Here is a 16,239-nt window from a genome sequence, read left to right on the forward strand (position 1 = left end):
CCGGGCTAGTGGTCGGCGATCATCTGCATGGCCTTCTCCAGGCTGCGGCGCATGCGGTTGAATGAACTGCCCAGGACGGCCACTTCGTCCCTGCCCTTTTCGTTGAATTCAGGCACGCCGAAGTCACCGGTCGAGATCTTGTCCGCCGCCTCGGACATCTTGCGGATCGGGCGCACGATGAGCCAGGACAGCATGATGTTCAGCGCGATGAAGACGGCGGCGAAAACGGCGGCCAGCGAAGCCATGAACGTGGTGAATGCGCGTTCAGCCTTGGCGAGTGGCACGTCCATCGGCACGGTGACCAGTTGGGCGCCGACAATCTCGTTGTGCTTCCAACCGAAGCCGTTGGCCTCACCATAGATCTTGATCATGGTGGGCGGGGCGGAAGAGGCGGTGCCGTGGCACTGCAGGCAGCCGGCGTTGGAGATCTGGATCGGGCGGGCGATGAACAGGCTGCGGCCGGTGGAAGACTGGCGCTCGGACACGATTTCCTTGTCGCCATAGTTGCGGAAGCGGTTCACCACGTCCGCTTCCCAGTCGAGCGTGCGGTTGCGCGGGTTGGTGGGGTTGAGCACGGCTTCCTTGTACGAGTACTCGGGGTACTTCTTGCGCAGCGTGTTGATGGTCTCGGTGGCGGCGAAAGCAGGCACGGTTTGGGGCAGGAAGACCTCGTCGAGCTGCTTCATCAGGTGCGGGCGGATCTGGTCGACCGTGTAGGTGCGCACCGAAAGGGCCGATTCGAGCATCAGGCGGGCATCGCGCACCACCTCGTCGCGGGCGTTTTCCAGGAGCAGCTGGCGCGACACATACGCTGCCGCCGCCAGGCCGGCGGCGAAAACGACGATCAGCACCAGGTTGAATTTGAGTCGCAGTCCCATACCCACTCGCTCCTTACGGCCGAGTTTATACATGGGACCGGGCCGTACCAACCGATAATTCCGTGATGTCTTCCGCGAAAGTGCTGTTCGGATTCCATGCTGTGGGCGTGCGGCTCAAGACCGCGCCACGCTCGATCATCGAGATCTACGCCGACCCGTCCCGCAAGGATGCGCGCATGCGCCAGTTCCTCGCCCGTGCCGCCGAAGCCGGCGTGCGGGTCATCGAGGCCGACGGCGTGCGCATCGCCAAGCTGGCCGGCAGCCACGGCCACCAGGGCGTCGCCGCCCGCGCCGAGCCGGTGGCCAGGTCGAATTCGCTGGACGACCTGCTGGATGCGCTGCAGGGGCCGGCCTTGCTGCTGGTGCTCGATGGGGTGACCGACCCGCACAACCTGGGCGCCTGCCTGCGGGTGGCCGACGGCGCCGGCGCCCATGCGGTGATTGCGCCCAAGGACCACGCCGTGGGCGTCAATGCCACCGTCGCCAAGGTGGCCAGCGGCGCCGCCGAGACGGTGCCGTACTTCATGGTCACCAACCTCGCGCGCACGCTGGGGGAGCTGAAGGAGCGCAACATCTGGTGCGTGGGCACCAGCGACGACGCGCCGCGCACGCTCTACCAGGCCGACCTCAAGGGGCCGCTGGCCTGGGTGCTGGGGGCCGAGGGCGCCGGCATGCGCCAGCTGACGCGCAAGAACTGCGACGAACTGGTGAGCATTCCCATGCGCGGCGGGGTGGAAAGCCTCAACGTCTCGGTGGCCAGCGGCGTCTGCCTGTACGAAACGCTGAGGCAGCGCTCGTGATCGACCAAGTGCGCCAATGGGTAGTCGATGCCCGGCGCATCGCCGTCCTCACCGGCGCCGGCATGAGCGCCGAGTCCGGCGTGCCCACCTTCCGCGACGCGCAGACCGGGCTGTGGGCCCGGTTCGATCCGCAGCAGCTGGCGACCGAGGAGGCCTTCCGCGCCAACCCGGCCCTGGTCTGGGATTGGTATGCGATGCGGCGCGCCATGATCGCCGAGGTCGCGCCGAACGTCGGCCATGTCGCACTGGCCGCCTTCGCCCAGCGGCATCCGGGGCGCCTGACCCTGATCACGCAGAACGTCGACGGCCTGCATCAGCGCGCCGGCAGCCCGGGCGTGCTGGCCCTGCACGGCAACATCATGGAGGACCGCTGGCTCGATGTGCCGCGCACCTGCTGCGGGACGCAGGCGCCGCTGCCGGGGCGCCCGCCGAAGTGCGGCGTGTGCGGCAACCTGCGCCGGCCGGCGGTGGTCTGGTTCTGCGAGATGCTGCCCGAACAGGCCTTCGAGGAGGCCGAGCGCGCCGCGCGCGAGTGCGAGCTGATGCTGGTGGTCGGCACCTCGGGCGTGGTCTACCCTGCGGCAGGATTGGCGCGCATGGCGCGCGGCCGGGTGGCCATCCTCAATCCGGAGCCGACCGAGCTCGATGACGCGGCGGATGCCGTGCTCAGCGGCACAGCCGCCACGCTGCTGCCGCAATTGCTGGAGAACTGGCCATGAAGAGACTGATCGCGACCGCCGCCTGCACGCTGCTGCTGGCCGCCTGCACGCAGGAGCAGCAGAACAAACTGGGGCGGGACATCCAGAACTGGACCGGCACCAATGGCGTGGTCGAGGTGTACGCCGGCGACAAGCTGGTGCGCCGCTGGATCGCGGTGGACAAGCTGAGCACCGCGCTCGGCACCGATGACAACCGCATGCGCGCCTATCGGTTCGGCTATGGCGTGCTCGATGACAACCTGAACTTCACGGTTGACCCCGGGGAGAAGAAGATGTACTTCGAGGTCGGCGAGCACGTCAACTACGTCTTTTTCGAGAACCCGCGCTGAGGATGGCGATGAGAAGACTCCTGGGAACGCTGCTGCTCCTGCTGTCGGCCCTGCCGGTGCTCGGGGCGCCACGCGCGATCGACCGCGAGGTGCTCGTCGAGGCGGAGGTCGACGCCGTCTGGCAGGCCTGGACCACCTCGGAAGGCATCAAGACCTTCTTCGCCCCCGATGCGCGGGTGGAACTGCGCGTGGACGGGCCGTTCGAGATCTTCATCAATCCCTACGCCCAGCCGGGGCTCAAGGGCGCGGACGGCATGCGCATCATCGGCTTCCAGAAGAACCGCATGCTGTCCTTCACCTGGAACGCGCCGCCCAGCCTGCCCGAGGCGCGGCAGCAGCGCAGCGTGGTCGTCCTGCGCTTCGAGCCCGAGGGCGACAAGCGCACACGGGTGGTGCTGCACCACACCGGCTGGGGCGAGGGCGGCGAATGGGACCAGGCTTTCGAGTACTTTTCCAAGGCCTGGCCCAGCGTGCTGGGCAACCTGCAGAAACGCTTCGCCACGGGCCCGGTCGACTGGACCGAGTGGCTGCAGCGGATGAAGGCGACGACTCGCTGACAGGAGGTCACCATGCATATCGACGGCGCATGCCACTGCGGTGCCATCACCTTCAGCGCCGAAATCGACCCGGCCCGGGTGATGGTCTGTCACTGCACGGACTGCCAGGTCCTTTCGGGCGCGCCGTTCCGGGCGGTGGTGATTGCACCGATCGGCACGTTTTCGCTCAAGGGCAGCCCCAAGAGCTACATCAAGGTCGCGCAAAGCGGCAACCGGCGCGCGCAGGTGTTCTGCCCGGACTGCGGAACGCCGCTGTACGCGACCGCGCCCGAGAACCCCACCTCGGTCGTGATCCGGCTGGGGTGCGTCAGGCAACGGGCCCAGCTCAGGCCCGCCGCCCAGATCTGGCAGCACTCGGCCATGCCCTGGCTGCCGGACCTGTCTTCGGTGCCCGGATCGCCCGAGCAGCAAGCTTTCCTGCCGCCGCCCCCGCCGTGAGGGCGCCGGCGGTCAAAGCCAGCCCATCCAGCCGATGAGCGCCCCGGCACCCAGCAGCCAGAGCAGGTGCAGGCGCGTGCGCCAGACCAGCAGGGCGGAGACGATGGCCACGGCCCAGACCGGCCAGTCGCCAAGGTCGTAGCTGCTCCCGGTGGCCAGGATCCAGCCGGTCGCCACCAGCAGGGCGACCACGATAGGCGCCATGCCCTGCTTGAAGGCGCGGACCACCCGCAGTTCGCGGTTCTCGTGGCCCCAGCGCGCTGCCAGGTAGGCGAGCGTGGTGCTCGGGATCATGATGCCGAGCATCGTCACGGTCATGCCAAGCAGCGCGGTCGGCAGCCCGCCCGCGTTCAGGCCCACGTTCCAGCCGAGCAGGGCGATGAACAGCACGTTGGGCCCCGGGGCGGCCTGGGCGATCGCGATCGACGCGCTGAACTGCGGGTCGGTGAGCCAAGCGCGTTCGTCCACCAGGTAGCGGTGCATGTCCGGCGCGGTGGTGATGGCGCCGCCGACCGCCAGCAGCGACAGCGTCAGGTAGTGAACGAACAGCGACAGCCAGTCGGCGGCGCCCAGGGTGATGCTCATTGGCAAACCTCCGCCCTGCGGGCTGCGGTGCTATGAGCCTTCGGAGCGGCCGGGCGGAGCATCCGATAACCTCCGCCCTTGCGGGCTGCGGTGCTATGGGCCTTCGGAGCGGCCGGGCGGAGCATTCGATAACCTCCGCCCTTGCGGGCTGCGGTGCTATGAGCCTTCGGAGCGGCCGGGCGGCTCATGCCATCCCTCCCAGGCGACGCCAGGTGAGCACGCAGGCCAGGCCGCCCAGCCCGAGCAGCACGTAGGCCAGCGGCCAGCGCAGCAGGGCGACGCCAGCGAAGGTGGCGATGGCGAAAGTGGCCACCAGCGGCTTGCCCAGTGGATGCTTGCGCAGCGCGGTCACCAGCTTCAGGCCGGTGGCCGTGATGAGTCCGGCGGCCACCGCGCCCATGCCGCGCAGAGCCCCGGCCACATTCGGATTGCCGGCGAACTGCGCGTACACCAGCGCCAGGGCCAGCACCACTAGCAGCGGCACCACCAGCATGCCGGCCAGGCCGACCAACGCCCCGCGCAGGCCGAAGTAGCGGCCGCCGATCATCAGGGCAAGGTTCACCACGTTGGGGCCGGGCATGATCTGCGCCACGGCCCATTCCTCCACGAATTCCTCGCGCGTCATCCAGCGCTTTTTTTCCACCAGCTCGCGCTGCACCACCGCCAGCACGCCGCCGAATCCTTGCAGGGCCAGCAGGGTGAAAGAGACGAACAGGTCGGTAAGGGATTCGGGCCGCGCTCGCGGCAATACTTCAGGCGCTGCGGGCCGCGCCTCGGGCATGGAACTCATTCGGGTCATTATGCGGTCAGGTCATTGACCGAGTGGGCCGTGTGGCCAGCCACAGGCCGGCGGCGATCAGCCCCAGGGCCGCCAGCGTCGCCGCGTGCAGCGGCTCGCCAAGCAGCAGCCAGCCGAGCAGGGCCGCCGTCACCGGATTGAGCGCCAGGAACACCGTGACCCGGGTCGGCGACTCGTGCTTGAGCGCATACAGCCACCAGAAGTAGCCCACGCCGCTGGAGACGCCGACGAACACGATGGCCGCCCAGGCCGCGCCGCTGAATCCGCCGATGCGGCCGGTCCAGTCCTCTGCACCGGCGAACACGGCGAGGAACAGCACCGAGATCATCATGGCGAACGCCGACACGGGCACCGTCGGGTAGCGTTGCAGGTAGGGCCGGTAAAGCACCGTGCAGGCGGCGCCGAGCAAGGCCGAGGCCGCCACCGCCGCTTCGCCCCACCAGCCGCCGGTATGGACTCCCCCGAGTTTGGGACTCAGGGTCAGGGCGACGCCTGCCAGTGACAGCGCCACGCCGGCGCTCAGGCTGGCGGTCGGGCGTTCGCGGCCCAGGGCGGCCGACATCAGCATGGTCAGCAAAGGGAACAGGCTGAAGATCAGCGCCGCCTGCGCCGCGCCGATGCGTTGCAGCGCGTAGTTGAGCAGGGCGATGAGCACGGCGAACTGCACGAGGCCCAGGCCCGCCATCGCGAGCAGGTCGGCGCCGCGGCTGCGCACCGGCATGGCCTGCCGCGCTTCGCCGGCGTGACGCAGGGCGAATGGCAGCAGGCAGGCGAAGCCGACCGCGTAGCGCAGCATGGCCAGCGTGAGCGGCGGCACTTCGGCGACGGCGAAGCGCGAGGCCACGATGCCGGCCCCGACCAGAATGCTCGCGCCGGCGGCGGCCAGGAGTGCGAGGTTTATAGCTTCAACTCCCAGGTTTCGCTGGCCAGCTGCTTGCCATAGGCATCGTTGCGCTCGGTCTTGACGATGCGAAAACCGCGCGCCGCGTAGATCGCCCGGGCCGCCAGCAGGTGGCTTTGGGTCCAGAGAACGACCTTGCGGTAGCCCATGGCACGAGCGAAGGCGATGCACTCGTCGGTGAGCCGCCCGCCAAGGCCCAATCCCCGGGCCTCCGGCGTCAGTATCAGCAGACGCAGCTGCGCTACGGTGGCGCTGCGCCGCACCAGGAACACCGAGCCGGCGCGCTGGCCATCGACCTCGGCGATCCAGCACTTCTCGCAGGAGGGGTCGTGGTTCTCGATGTACTTCGCGACGATGCCGGCCACCAGGCCCTCGAACTCCTCGTTGTAGCCCCATTCGCGCAAGTAGAGCTCCCCGTGCTGCTGCACCACCCAGCCGAAATCGCCCGGACGCGGATCGCGCAGGAGCACCGTGCGCGGCGCGTTGCCGGGCTTGTCGAGGACGCGCTGCAGTGTCTCCATGGCCTCGATCAGCCGCGAGCGCTGCTCCGGGGCGAGTTGAGCGAGCAGCGCCGCGGCCTCGTCTCGCGATCGCTGCTGCAGCGGAGCGAACACCTCGTGTCCGCTGTCGGTCAGCATGAGCAGGCTCTGCCGGGCATCCGCCGGCGAAGGCGAGCGGGCCAGCCAGCCGCGCGATTCGAACCTGCGCAGGATGCGCGAGAGGTAGCCGGCATCCAGCGCCAGGTCGCGGCCCAGCTCGGCGGCGGTGGGCTGGTCGCGGTGCGCCAGTTCATAGAGCACACGAACCTCGGTCAGCGAGAAGTCGCTGCCGAGGTAGGGGTCGAGGACCCCGATGCGCTGGGTGTAGAAGCGGTTGAAACCGCGCACCGCCTTGACCTGGGCAGCGGGCACGGCGGGGTTCACAGTGCTCATGCCTGACATCGTCAGCCAATTACTTGCCAAAGTCAATCAATGGCGAGCCGTCCGGACTGGCCCGAGTCTCTGCAGTACCCCCCGCCAAGAGGGGTATGGCAGAGGCTGCAGATCCATGACATGAGGGGGGTTGTGGCTTATGCTCCGCACCGCCGAAACCGAAGGAGACAAGTTTGGACTTTCCTAGAGACCCTTCTCGCCGCCGCCTGCTTGCCCACGGCGCGGCCCTGGTTGCCGTTACAAGCGGCGCCGCACACGCCCAGACCTCCCCGCCGGCTTCGACCCCGGCCGTGCCGGCCGAGGCCAAGCCTTTCCCGCCGTACGTGGCCTGGAAGAACCAGTCGCAGATGATCCAGCACACGGCGACGACGATCGAGACCAAACGGTCCGCTTACGGCACCAGCATCGTGACGCCGGCCGACCGTCTGTATATCCGCAACAACCTGCCCGCACCCGACGCCTCCATCGTCAACGACCGCGACGGCTGGTCGATGGCCGTGGAAGGCGTCCGCTCCCCGCGCACGCTCACCGTGCGCGAGCTCAAGAGCATGGGCATCGAGACCACGGCGACGGTGCTGCAGTGCTCCGGCAACGGACGGGGCTATTTCCCCAGCAAGCCCAGCGGTACCAAATGGCAGGTCGGAGCGGCCGGCTGCGTGATCTGGAGCGGCGTGCCCGTGCGTTCGGTGGTCGCCGCGCTCGGCGGCCTGGCCGATGGCGCGCGCTTCATCACAGGCACCGGCGGTGAGAAGCTGCCGGACGGCATCGATCCCAAGTCGGTGATGGTCGAGCGTTCCGTGCCGATCACGAACCTGGAAGATGCCCTGCTGGCCTGGGAAATGAACGGCGAGCCGCTGCCGCATGCGCACGGCGGTCCGCTGCGGCTCATCGTGCCCGGCTACAGCGGCGTCAACAACATCAAGTACATCAAGCGCCTGGCGTTCACGGCGCAGGAATCGGATGCGGCGATCCAGAAGACCGGCTACCGCATCTCGCCGCCGGGGCAGAAACACAGCCCCAGCGAACCCTCGGTGTGGGAGATGGGGCTGAAGTCCTGGATCAACGGTCCGGGGCCCGACACGGGCCCGGTCAAGGCCGGCACCGTCCAGATCCATGGCGTGGCCATGGGCGGCATGCAGGCTGTCAAGCGTGTGGATGTGTCCATCGACGGCGGGCAGACCTGGCGCGAGGCCAAGCTGGTCGGCCCCGACCTCGGCCGCTTCGCGTGGCGCCAGTTCGTGCTGCCGGTCAAACTGGAGCCCGGCACCTACCAACTGGTGTGCCGCGCGCAGGACGTCAAGTTCAACTGGCAAGAGGAAACGACACCCGAGAATTCGGGCGGCTACCTCAACGCCGGTTGGCGCGCCCATGGCTTCAGCGTGACCGTGGCATGAAGCAAGCTGCTATCGCCCTGGTGGCCATGGCCGGCGGCATTGCTTTGGCCCAGGGCAACCCGGAGGCCGAGGGCAAGCGCCTTTTCACCAGCGTCACGCCGGCATGCGCGATCTGCCACACGCTCAAGGACGCCGGGGCCGAGGGCGCCGTCGGCCCGTCGCTCGACGAGCTCAAGCCGGACGCGGCGCGGGTGGCCAAGGCCCTCAAGAACGGCATCGGCCAGATGCCCGCCTTCACACAGCTGAGCGAGGCGCAGATGCAGGCGCTCGCGGCCTACGTCGAGGCGGCCAGCCGCCGCTAGGCTTCACCGGGCCATTCGCTTCCGCGAACCGGATGGCCCGGTCTTTCCCTCAGACCGTCATCCCGCCGGAGACCTCGATCACGGCGCCGTTGATGTAGCTGGCCTCGTCGCTCGCGAGGAAGCTGTACACATTGGCGATTTCTTCCGGCGTTCCCAGGCGGTTCAGGGGCACGCGGTCCTTCATGTCCTCGAGCACCTTCTCGGGAATGGTGTCCAGGATGTGGGTCATGACGAAGCCGGGCGCGACCGCGTTCACGCGCACGCCCTTGGGCCCGAGCTCGCGGCTCCAGGTCTTGGTGAAGCCGATCACGCCGAATTTGCTGGCCGCGTAGTTGGTCTGGCCGAAGTTGCCGTACAGGCCGACCACCGAACTGGCATTGATGATGCTGCCGTAGCCTTGTTCGACCATGGCGCCCACGACGGACTGCGAACAGTGGAAGACGCCTCGCAGGTTGACGTCGATCACGCGGTCGAACTGCTCGACGCTCATCTTCTGCAGGCGCGCGTCCTTGGTGATGCCGGCGTTGTTGACCAGGACGTCGATGCGGCCGAAGCGCTCCAGTGTGGCGACTGTCGCGGCGTCCACCATCTCGCGGTTGGTGACGTCGACCACGAAGCCTTCGGCATCGGCCCCCGCCTCACGGCACTGGCGCAGCGCCTCGTCGATGCCCGGCCGGGTCAGGTCCCACAGCGCCACGCTGGCGCCTTCACGCGCGAACTTCAGGGCGGTGGCCAGGCCGATGCCCTGGGCGGCGCCGGTGACGATGCAGACCTTGTCTTGCAGTCGGGGAGATGTCATGAATGCAGCTTCCGGAAGGAAAGGATCCAAAGCCGCGACCATAGCATGAGGATGAGCTGGCTTTCGGCGCCAATGCTGGGCGCGAGTGCAAAGGACTTTTTCCCTTTGCCTCGGGTGAGGGCAGGGTGGGCTCCGGCAACCGCACGCTCTTTTTCAGTACCGCGGCGCATGCGCCACGATCGCATCCTTGACCGCGGGCGAGACGGCGAACCCCGGCCCGAAGCGCTGCGCCAGCTGCGCTGCACGCTCGCAGAAGGCCTCGACGCCCATGCCGTAGATGAATTGCATGGCGCCGCCGGTCCAGCCCGGGAAACCGATGCCGAAGATCGAGCCGACGTTGGCGTCGTGCACCGAGGTCAGCACGTTCTCCGCGAGGCAACGGGCGGTTTCCACCGCCTGCCGATAGAGCAGCCGGTCCTGCAGGTCGCGCATGTCCCACTGCACGCCGGGTTTCTCGAACAGTGTCTTGAGCTCGGGCCAGAGGTACTTGCGAGCGCCCTTGTTCTCGGGGTACTCGTAGAAGCCGCCGCCCGCGGCGCGGCCGTTGCGATCGAACTCCTTGACCATCCGCTCGACCAGCAGCTCGCCCGGCGTGGCGATGTAGGTGCCGCCCTCGGCCCGCAGATCGGCGCGCGTCTGGTCCAGCACGTGGACCGAGAGCGACAGCGCCGTCTCGTCCAGCACGGCCAGCGGTCCCACGGGCATGCCCGCCTGGATGCCTGCCTGTTCCACCACCGCGGCGGGAATGCCTTCGCCCAGCATCGCGGCACCTTCCATCACGAAGGTGCCGAACACGCGCGAGGTGAAGAAGCCGCGCGAATCGTTGACCACGATCGGGATCTTGCCGATCGCCTGCACATAGTCGAAGGCGCGCGCCACCGTCTCGTCGTCGGTCGCCTTGCCGCGGATGATCTCCACCAGCTTCATCTTGTCCACGGGGCTGAAGAAGTGGATGCCGACGAATTTCGCCGGCTGGCGGCTGGCCCTGGCCAGGCCGGTGATCGGCAGGGTCGAGGTATTGCTCGCGAAGAAGCCCTGGGCGGCAAGCAGCGGCTCGGCCTCCTGCGTGACCCTGGCCTTGAGCTCGCGGTTCTCGAACACAGCTTCGATGATGAGGTCGCAGTCCTGCAGGTCGGCGTTGGACGCGGTGGGCGTGATGCGCGCGAGGAGCGCGGCCTGCGCATGGCCCGTCATGCGGCCCTTGTCCACGCGCGGCTGCGTGATCCTGAGGCTGTAGTCCCGGCCGCTCTCCGCCTTCTCCTGCGTCAGGTCCTTCAACACCGTCTGCACGCCGCGGCTGGCCTGCACGTGGGCGATGCCGGCGCCCATCATGCCGGCGCCGAGGAGGCCCACCTTGCGCGGCGTGTAGCGCGGCACGTCCTTCGGACGCGAACGCGCCGACTTGATGGCGTTCATGTCGAAGAAGAAGGTGTTGACCATGTTCTTCGCCACGGGCCCGACGGCCAGGCGGGCGAGGTAACGCGATTCGATGCGCAGCGCCGTGTCGAAATCGACCTGAGCGCCTTCGACCATGGCCGAAAGCGCGTACTCCGGCGCGGGATAGCGCCCGCGCGTCTTTTGCCGCAGCATCGCCGGCGCGACGCTCAGGGCGCCCGCGACCTTCGGATTGGCGGGCGTGCCGCCCGGCATCTTGTAGTTCTTGTCGTCCCAGGGCTGATGGGCGGGAGCCGCGCCGCTGGCATGCTTGTCGATCCAGGCGAGCGCCGCCGGCCGCAGCGACTGCGCATCGGGGAGCAGCTCGTGCACCAGCCCGAGCTCCAGCGCTTCGTGAGGCGAGAACAGCTTGCCTTCCATGACATAGGGCTGCGCGCCCATCAGGCCGAGCAGGCGGGTCATCTTGGTGATGCCCGAGGCGCCGGGAATCAGCCCCAGCGTGACTTCCGGCAGGCCGAACTGGATCTTGGGGTCGCCCACCGCCACGCGGTAATGCGCGACCAGGGCGACTTCCCAGCCGCCGCCCAGGGCCGAGCCGTTCAGGCAGCTCACCACCGGCTTGCCGAGCGTCTCCAGCGTGCGGAAGTTCTTCTTCATGCGCTCGACTTCCTCGAACACGCGCGGCGCATCGGCGTCCTGCAGTCGCATCACCGCCTTCAGGTCGGCGCCGGCGAAGAAGGTGGTCTTGTTCGATGCGAGCAGGATGCCCTTGATCGCGTCCTTGTCGCGCAGCACCTGTGCGGTCGCCTCCTGCAGGTCTTGCTGCCACTGCTGGCACATGGTGTTGACGGCCGAGCCCGGCTCGTCGAAGGTGAGAGTGGCGATGCCGCCTTCGAGCTGGTATTGGATGGTCTTCATGGACGACTCAGATCCTCTCCACGATCGTCGCGATGCCCATGCCGCCGCCCACGCACAGCGTGGCCAGCCCGAAGCGCAGCTTCCTGCGGTGCAGTTCGTCGATCAGCGTGCCCAGGATCATGGCGCCGGTGGCACCGAGCGGGTGGCCCATGGCGATCGCGCCGCCGTTGACGTTCAGCTTCTCGTGCGGCACGCCCATCTCCTTCATGAACTTCATGGGGACGGCGGCGAAGGCTTCGTTCACCTCGAACAGGTCGATCTGGTCTATCGTCATGCCGGCCTTGGCCAGCGCCTTGCGCGCAGCCGGCATGGGCCCCGTCAGCATGATGGTCGGGTCCGCGCCCGACAGGGCCGCGGCCACGATGCGTGCACGCGGCTTCAGGCCGTGGGCCTTGCCGGCCGCTTCGCTGCCGATCAGCACGGCCGCCGCGCCGTCGACGATGCCCGAGGAGTTGCCCGCGTGGTGCACGTGGGCGATGCGCTCCACCTGCGGGTAGCGCGAGATTGCCACGTCGTCGAAACCCATCGCGCCGAGCTGCTCGAACGACGGCCTGAGCGCGGCCAGGCCCGCCATGGTGGTGTGCGGCTTGATGAATTCGTCCTGCTCGAGGATGGTCTGGTCCAGGAAGTCCTTGACCGGCACCACCGAGCCGGCGAAGAAGCCGCCCTCGCGCGCCCGCGCGGCACGCTGCTGGCTTTCCAGCGCAAACGCGTCCACGTCGTCGCGCGAGAAGCCCTCCAGCGTGGCGATCAGGTCGGCGCCTATGCCTTGCGGCACGAAGGCCGTGGCTGCGTTGGTCTCGGGGTCCTGCGCCCAGGCGCCGCCGTCCGAGCCGATCGGTACCCGGCTCATGCTCTCCACGCCACCGGCCACGACCAGGTCCTCCCAGCCCGAGCGCACCTTCTGCGCGGCCATGTTCACCGCTTCCAGGCCCGAGGCGCAGAAGCGGTTGAGCTGGACGCCGGCGCAACACCAGTCCCAGCCGGCCTTGAGCGCGGCCACCTTGGCGATCACCGAGCCCTGTTCGCCGACCGGCGACACCACGCCCATCACCACGTCGTCGACGCAGCCGGTGTCGAAGTCGCTGCGGCGTTGCAGTTCGGTGAGCACCCCGGCTAGCAGGTTGACGGGCTTGACCTCGTGCAGGCTGCCGTCCTTCTTGCCCTTGCCACGGGGCGTTCGGATCGCGTCATAGACGAAGGCTTCGGACATGGCGGGTGCTCCTGGCAACATCACGAAAGGGCCAGTATAGGCATTGCATTTGCGATTGCAGTGCCATCGGCGACAGGCGCGGCAGGCGCCCGCGCGGATTCAGGCGGCGGCGCGCTGGACGCGAGCCGTGGCCTGCCCGATGTCCCTTCGCCCGGACCCAGATCACGAACGCCGTCCTGGTCTGAGCCGTCATGGAAGCTCCCGGTCGTGTTTGAGCTTGGAAAAATAGAATCTGGTCGAACCCCTTGCTTTCGCAAGCTTGGCCACGCGAACGCTGCCCAACTAAACAGGAGACAGGCGATGATCGAACGCACCCTCTATTCCGCCGACCACGAGGCTTTCCGCGACAGTTTTCGCCGCTTCGTCGACAAGGAGATCGCGCCCCACCACGAGGCCTGGGAAGAGCAGGGCTACGTCGATCGCGAGGTCTGGTCGAAGGCCGGCGCCAACGGCTTCCTGTGCATGACCACGCCCGAGGCCTACGGCGGCGCCGGCGCCGACAAGCTGTATTCGGCGGTGCAGATGGAAGAGCTGGCGCGCGGCGGCTTCACGGGCATCGGCTTCGGTCTGCACAGCGAGATCGTGGCGCCATACATCCTGCACTACGGCTCCGAAGATCAGAAACAACGCTTGCTGCCGCGCCTGGCGAGCGGCGAGATGGTGGGCGCGATCGCCATGAGCGAGCCGGCGGCCGGCAGTGACCTGCAGGGCGTGAAGGCGACGGCGCTGCGGCAGGCCGACGGCAGCTACCTGCTCAATGGCAGCAAGACCTTCATCACCAATGGCTGGCACGCTGACCTGGTGATCGTGGTTGCCAAGACCGACCCCCAGGCCGGCGCCAAGGGCACCAGCCTGTTGCTGGTGGAGCGCGGCATGAAGGGCTTCGAGAAGGGCAAGCGCCTGAAAAAGCTTGGCCTGAAGGCGCAGGACACTTCAGAGCTGTTCTTCGACAACGTTCGCGTACCGGCGGAGAACCTGCTCGGGGGCACCGCGTACGAGAACCGCGGCTTCATCTGCCTGATGGAGCAGTTGCCCTGGGAGCGTGTGCAGATCGCGGTGACGGCGGTAGCTGCGGCGCAGGCGGCCATCGACTGGACGGTTCAGTACGTCAAGGACCGCCGCGTCTTCGGCCAGCCGGTGGCCGCGTTCCAGAACACGCGCTACACGCTGGCCGAGCTGCAGACCGAAGTCCAGATCGCCCGCGTGTTCGTCGACAAATGCCTGGAACTCGTGGGTGACGGCAAGCTGGACACCGCCACCGCCAGCATGGCCAAGTACTGGGCCAGCGACCTGCAATGCAAGGTCATGGACGAATGCGTCCAGCTGCATGGCGGCTATGGCTTCATGTGGGAATACCCGATCACCCGCGCCTACGCCGATGCGCGCGTGCAGCGAATCTATGGCGGCACCAACGAGATCATGAAGGAAGTGATCTCGCGTGCCATGGGGCTGGGTGGCAAGTAGCCGCCCCGGTCCTGGTGCCGCCTGGAACCGGCCGCGCCTGCGGTCAATCCGCCGTCGAACCGTCGATGACCGCAGTTACCCGGGAGATGCGATCGACCGGAAAGCCGCCTTTCTCGGCGTGCTCGAGAATGGCCTTCTCGTCATCGGCGATGTAGACGCAGTAGATCTTGTTCTCGGTGACGTAGCTTTGCTGCCAGGTGATCCGCGGACCCATCTCGCGCAGCACGTCGCATGATTTCCTGGCCACTTCCCTGAGGTCGGCGCCGGTCAGCCGGTCCGCGCCGGGAAACTCGCGCTCGATCACGTACTTGGGCATGGACAACTCCCTTCTTCAGTTCACACGGTGCCCACCTCAAACTATGGCCGCGGCAGGCCGGCGTTCAAGCTCGGCGAGCGCCTACACGCGGCGCACGCGCCCCTGCGGTGGCCGGCTCGAGGTCGGGAAGGGCGTGCGCAGCCGGCTCGCGCGACTGCGGTCGTACAGCCGCTTGGCGATGGCCGAGGTGAGGGCCAGCAGGATCAGCTTGCGCCACATGGTGTCGCTCCTTGGACGTTGAAGCGCCGACGGTAGCTGCTCTGCGGGCGGCCGCACCGGCGCCATGGCCGCATCGGCCGGTCAGCCGATGCCTACGCGCCTTTCCGCCACACGCGTGCCCGCGGATATGGGAAATTGCCTGGCATCTTCCCGCGCTCGAACGCGCATTCAACGATCAGGAGTCAACATGGATCCCGTTGTCCACTTCGAGATGCCCTATGACGATCGCGAACGCGTCGCCAACTTCTACCGCACTGTCTTCGGCTGGGAGCTGCAGATGCTTGGCGAAGAGATGGGCAACTATGTGCTCGCCACCACCGCCAAGCCGGGCGGTCCGGGCCGACCCGACGCCGCCGCGGGCGCCATCGGCGGCGGCTTCTACCCGCGCAGGAGCGACTGGCCTGCGCAGTACCCGTCCATCGTGATCGCCGTGGCGGACATACGGCAGTCGATGGACAAGGTCAAGAAGGGGGGCGGCGAAGTTTTGGGCGAACCGATGACAATTCCCGGCGTCGGCGACTATGTGTCGTTTTTCGACACCGAGAAGAACCGGGTGAGCCTGCTTCAGCCGTTGCCCCATTGAAGCTCAGCAGTCACGCTTGGCAACTATTGATGCGCTTGTTATCTCGGCCGCTACAGCTGACTGTGGCACCCTCGCGGTGTTCGTATCCCAACAGCAGCAACGATGAATCTCGTAGTCGCCGCCAAGCACGATGGCGCCTTGATGCGCTTCGATGTCGAGGGGCCGTGGAGCAGCGGCGATGCCCTGAAGCTGGCCTACCTGATCAAGGCCAAGCTGGCGCGCGCGCGCAAGGATCACGTGCTGGTCGATTTGCGGCGCGTGAAGACGCCGCCGCAGGCGCAAGGCAAGTTCCTGATCTGCGACCGGCTGCGTCGCGCGCTCGCGCCGAACATGCGGATCGGTCTGATCGGCGCCGCCGAGCTGGTCGATAGCGAAGCGGTTCCGGTGGACCTATCGCAGTGTCCCGACATCGCGCTGTTCGGCGCTGAAGTCGAAGCCGTCCAATGGCTGAACCTGCGCTGGCGGGCAGAAAAAATCCCCCGGTTTTGATGCCGAGGGATTAAAGGAGCCGGGGGAAGAAACTTGAAGAAAACCCGGCCTCCCGATTGGAGCGCAAAGCAGGGTGCAGGTTCAACACAAGCCCGTTGGGACGGGCTCTCGTCCTACAGATAGAGGCTGCGGATGAGCTGGCTGCGCTCTCGCAGCTGCAGGGGTGTTCCCCTCTCACGTGAATATGTCACGAGCTGCCGTTGGCGCTT

General features: G+C 67.5%; 20 protein-coding genes. 10 read left to right on the plus strand and 10 right to left on the minus strand.

The window, feature by feature from the left end:
* Positions 1 to 5: 5 nt before the first annotated feature.
* The gene (locus tag UC35_RS21365) at positions 6 to 878 is read right to left on the minus strand and encodes a c-type heme family protein (RefSeq protein ID WP_061503301.1); all 873 of its coding nucleotides are present in this window, start codon (positions 876 to 878) and stop codon (positions 6 to 8) included.
* Between the two features lie 65 nt (positions 879 to 943).
* On the opposite strand from UC35_RS21365, the gene rlmB reads away from it, so the two are divergent.
* The 5 genes from rlmB to UC35_RS21390 are packed head-to-tail and all read left to right on the plus strand — an operon-like array spanning position 944 to position 3,721.
* Positions 944 to 1,678: a 23S rRNA (guanosine(2251)-2'-O)-methyltransferase RlmB gene (rlmB, locus tag UC35_RS21370; protein WP_061503303.1), complete on the plus strand. Its 735-nt coding sequence runs from the start codon at positions 944 to 946 to the stop codon at positions 1,676 to 1,678.
* The gene (locus UC35_RS21375; RefSeq protein ID WP_061503305.1) at positions 1,675 to 2,397 is read left to right on the plus strand and encodes an SIR2 family NAD-dependent protein deacylase; all 723 of its coding nucleotides are present in this window, start codon (positions 1,675 to 1,677) and stop codon (positions 2,395 to 2,397) included. Before rlmB ends, UC35_RS21375 begins: the two co-directional genes overlap by 4 nt.
* Positions 2,394 to 2,726: a hypothetical protein gene (locus UC35_RS21380; protein ID WP_061503307.1), complete on the plus strand. Its 333-nt coding sequence runs from the start codon at positions 2,394 to 2,396 to the stop codon at positions 2,724 to 2,726. The genes UC35_RS21375 and UC35_RS21380 overlap by 4 nt, the downstream gene beginning before the upstream one ends.
* Positions 2,727 to 2,734: 8 nt before the next feature.
* Entirely contained in the window at positions 2,735 to 3,283 is a 549-nt protein-coding gene (locus UC35_RS21385; protein WP_158513948.1) for an SRPBCC family protein, read from the plus strand.
* A gap of 12 nt (positions 3,284 to 3,295) precedes the next feature.
* Complete coding sequence (locus UC35_RS21390; protein WP_061503312.1) at positions 3,296 to 3,721, plus strand: GFA family protein; 426 nt, start codon at positions 3,296 to 3,298, stop codon at positions 3,719 to 3,721.
* Positions 3,722 to 3,733: 12 nt separating this feature from the next.
* On the opposite strand, the gene UC35_RS21395 is transcribed toward UC35_RS21390, so the two are convergent.
* The 4 genes from UC35_RS21395 to UC35_RS21410 all read right to left on the minus strand — a co-directional run bounded on the left by UC35_RS21395 (position 3,734) and on the right by UC35_RS21410 (position 6,938).
* Positions 3,734 to 4,306 (minus strand): chromate transporter, encoded by a 573-nt coding sequence (locus tag UC35_RS21395; protein WP_061503315.1) that lies wholly within the window; start codon positions 4,304 to 4,306, stop codon positions 3,734 to 3,736.
* A 184-nt stretch (positions 4,307 to 4,490) separates the two neighbouring features.
* Positions 4,491 to 5,087, minus strand: coding sequence for a chromate transporter (locus tag UC35_RS21400; protein WP_145979646.1), 597 nt, complete (start codon positions 5,085 to 5,087; stop codon positions 4,491 to 4,493).
* A gap of 25 nt (positions 5,088 to 5,112) precedes the next feature.
* Positions 5,113 to 6,021, minus strand: coding sequence for a DMT family transporter (locus tag UC35_RS21405; RefSeq protein ID WP_227820580.1), 909 nt, complete (start codon positions 6,019 to 6,021; stop codon positions 5,113 to 5,115).
* Entirely contained in the window at positions 6,003 to 6,938 is a 936-nt protein-coding gene (locus UC35_RS21410; RefSeq protein WP_061503319.1) for a bifunctional helix-turn-helix transcriptional regulator/GNAT family N-acetyltransferase, read from the minus strand. The genes UC35_RS21405 and UC35_RS21410 overlap by 19 nt, the downstream gene beginning before the upstream one ends.
* Positions 6,939 to 7,111: 173 nt before the next feature.
* Between UC35_RS21410 and UC35_RS21415 the strand changes: the two genes are divergently transcribed.
* Positions 7,112 to 8,332 carry a sulfite oxidase gene (locus UC35_RS21415; protein WP_061503321.1) on the plus strand — a complete coding sequence of 407 codons (1,221 nt, stop codon included), beginning with the start codon at positions 7,112 to 7,114 and terminating at the stop codon, positions 8,330 to 8,332.
* Between the two features lie 26 nt (positions 8,333 to 8,358).
* Positions 8,359 to 8,634 (plus strand): c-type cytochrome, encoded by a 276-nt coding sequence (locus UC35_RS21420; protein WP_227820581.1) that lies wholly within the window; start codon positions 8,359 to 8,361, stop codon positions 8,632 to 8,634.
* 49 nt (positions 8,635 to 8,683) lie between these two features.
* Here the strand turns inward: UC35_RS21420 and fabG are convergent, their stop codons facing one another.
* The 3 genes from fabG to UC35_RS21435 all read right to left on the minus strand — a co-directional run bounded on the left by fabG (position 8,684) and on the right by UC35_RS21435 (position 12,959).
* Entirely contained in the window at positions 8,684 to 9,433 is a 750-nt protein-coding gene (gene fabG / locus UC35_RS21425) for a 3-oxoacyl-ACP reductase FabG (protein ID WP_061503992.1), read from the minus strand.
* A gap of 153 nt (positions 9,434 to 9,586) precedes the next feature.
* Positions 9,587 to 11,746: a 3-hydroxyacyl-CoA dehydrogenase NAD-binding domain-containing protein gene (locus UC35_RS21430; RefSeq protein ID WP_061503325.1), complete on the minus strand. Its 2,160-nt coding sequence runs from the start codon at positions 11,744 to 11,746 to the stop codon at positions 9,587 to 9,589.
* A 7-nt stretch (positions 11,747 to 11,753) separates the two neighbouring features.
* Positions 11,754 to 12,959 (minus strand): acetyl-CoA C-acetyltransferase, encoded by a 1,206-nt coding sequence (locus tag UC35_RS21435; protein WP_061503327.1) that lies wholly within the window; start codon positions 12,957 to 12,959, stop codon positions 11,754 to 11,756.
* 300 nt (positions 12,960 to 13,259) lie between these two features.
* Here UC35_RS21435 and UC35_RS21440 point away from each other — a divergent pair, with 300 nt between their 5' ends.
* Positions 13,260 to 14,423, plus strand: a complete 1,164-nt coding sequence (locus UC35_RS21440; RefSeq protein WP_061503329.1) for an acyl-CoA dehydrogenase family protein — start codon at positions 13,260 to 13,262, stop codon at positions 14,421 to 14,423.
* A gap of 43 nt (positions 14,424 to 14,466) precedes the next feature.
* Here UC35_RS21440 and UC35_RS21445 read toward each other — a convergent pair whose 3' ends face one another.
* Positions 14,467 to 14,739: a DUF4242 domain-containing protein gene (locus UC35_RS21445; RefSeq protein WP_061503331.1), complete on the minus strand. Its 273-nt coding sequence runs from the start codon at positions 14,737 to 14,739 to the stop codon at positions 14,467 to 14,469.
* A gap of 81 nt (positions 14,740 to 14,820) precedes the next feature.
* The gene (locus tag UC35_RS24035; protein ID WP_158513949.1) at positions 14,821 to 14,958 is read right to left on the minus strand and encodes a hypothetical protein; all 138 of its coding nucleotides are present in this window, start codon (positions 14,956 to 14,958) and stop codon (positions 14,821 to 14,823) included.
* A gap of 187 nt (positions 14,959 to 15,145) precedes the next feature.
* On the opposite strand from UC35_RS24035, the gene UC35_RS21450 reads away from it, so the two are divergent.
* Both UC35_RS21450 and UC35_RS21455 read left to right on the plus strand, forming a co-directional pair.
* The gene (locus tag UC35_RS21450; RefSeq protein WP_061503333.1) at positions 15,146 to 15,541 is read left to right on the plus strand and encodes a VOC family protein; all 396 of its coding nucleotides are present in this window, start codon (positions 15,146 to 15,148) and stop codon (positions 15,539 to 15,541) included.
* A gap of 138 nt (positions 15,542 to 15,679) precedes the next feature.
* Positions 15,680 to 16,030: a hypothetical protein gene (locus UC35_RS21455; RefSeq protein ID WP_145979569.1), complete on the plus strand. Its 351-nt coding sequence runs from the start codon at positions 15,680 to 15,682 to the stop codon at positions 16,028 to 16,030.
* The last annotated feature ends 209 nt before the right edge of the window (positions 16,031 to 16,239 follow it).

This window comes from Ramlibacter tataouinensis, assembly GCF_001580455.1.
GTDB lineage: Bacteria > Pseudomonadota > Gammaproteobacteria > Burkholderiales > Burkholderiaceae_C > Ramlibacter > Ramlibacter tataouinensis_B.

Coding starts and splice junctions, on each gene's coding strand:
- UC35_RS21365 (WP_061503301.1), bottom strand. CDS start 878: ATGGGACTGCGACTCAAATTCAACCTGGTGCTGATCGTCGTTTTCGCC.
- rlmB (WP_061503303.1), top strand. CDS start 944: ATGTCTTCCGCGAAAGTGCTGTTCGGATTCCATGCTGTGGGCGTGCGG.
- UC35_RS21380 (WP_061503307.1), top strand. CDS start 2,394: ATGAAGAGACTGATCGCGACCGCCGCCTGCACGCTGCTGCTGGCCGCC.
- UC35_RS21385 (WP_158513948.1), top strand. CDS start 2,735: ATGAGAAGACTCCTGGGAACGCTGCTGCTCCTGCTGTCGGCCCTGCCG.
- UC35_RS21390 (WP_061503312.1), top strand. CDS start 3,296: ATGCATATCGACGGCGCATGCCACTGCGGTGCCATCACCTTCAGCGCC.
- UC35_RS21395 (WP_061503315.1), bottom strand. CDS start 4,306: ATGAGCATCACCCTGGGCGCCGCCGACTGGCTGTCGCTGTTCGTTCAC.
- UC35_RS21400 (WP_145979646.1), bottom strand. CDS start 5,087: ATGCCCGAGGCGCGGCCCGCAGCGCCTGAAGTATTGCCGCGAGCGCGG.
- UC35_RS21410 (WP_061503319.1), bottom strand. CDS start 6,938: ATGAGCACTGTGAACCCCGCCGTGCCCGCTGCCCAGGTCAAGGCGGTG.
- UC35_RS21420 (WP_227820581.1), top strand. CDS start 8,359: ATGGCCGGCGGCATTGCTTTGGCCCAGGGCAACCCGGAGGCCGAGGGC.
- fabG (WP_061503992.1), bottom strand. CDS start 9,433: ATGACATCTCCCCGACTGCAAGACAAGGTCTGCATCGTCACCGGCGCC.
- UC35_RS21430 (WP_061503325.1), bottom strand. CDS start 11,746: ATGAAGACCATCCAATACCAGCTCGAAGGCGGCATCGCCACTCTCACC.
- UC35_RS21435 (WP_061503327.1), bottom strand. CDS start 12,959: ATGTCCGAAGCCTTCGTCTATGACGCGATCCGAACGCCCCGTGGCAAG.
- UC35_RS21440 (WP_061503329.1), top strand. CDS start 13,260: ATGATCGAACGCACCCTCTATTCCGCCGACCACGAGGCTTTCCGCGAC.
- UC35_RS21445 (WP_061503331.1), bottom strand. CDS start 14,739: ATGCCCAAGTACGTGATCGAGCGCGAGTTTCCCGGCGCGGACCGGCTG.
- UC35_RS24035 (WP_158513949.1), bottom strand. CDS start 14,958: ATGTGGCGCAAGCTGATCCTGCTGGCCCTCACCTCGGCCATCGCCAAG.
- UC35_RS21450 (WP_061503333.1), top strand. CDS start 15,146: ATGGATCCCGTTGTCCACTTCGAGATGCCCTATGACGATCGCGAACGC.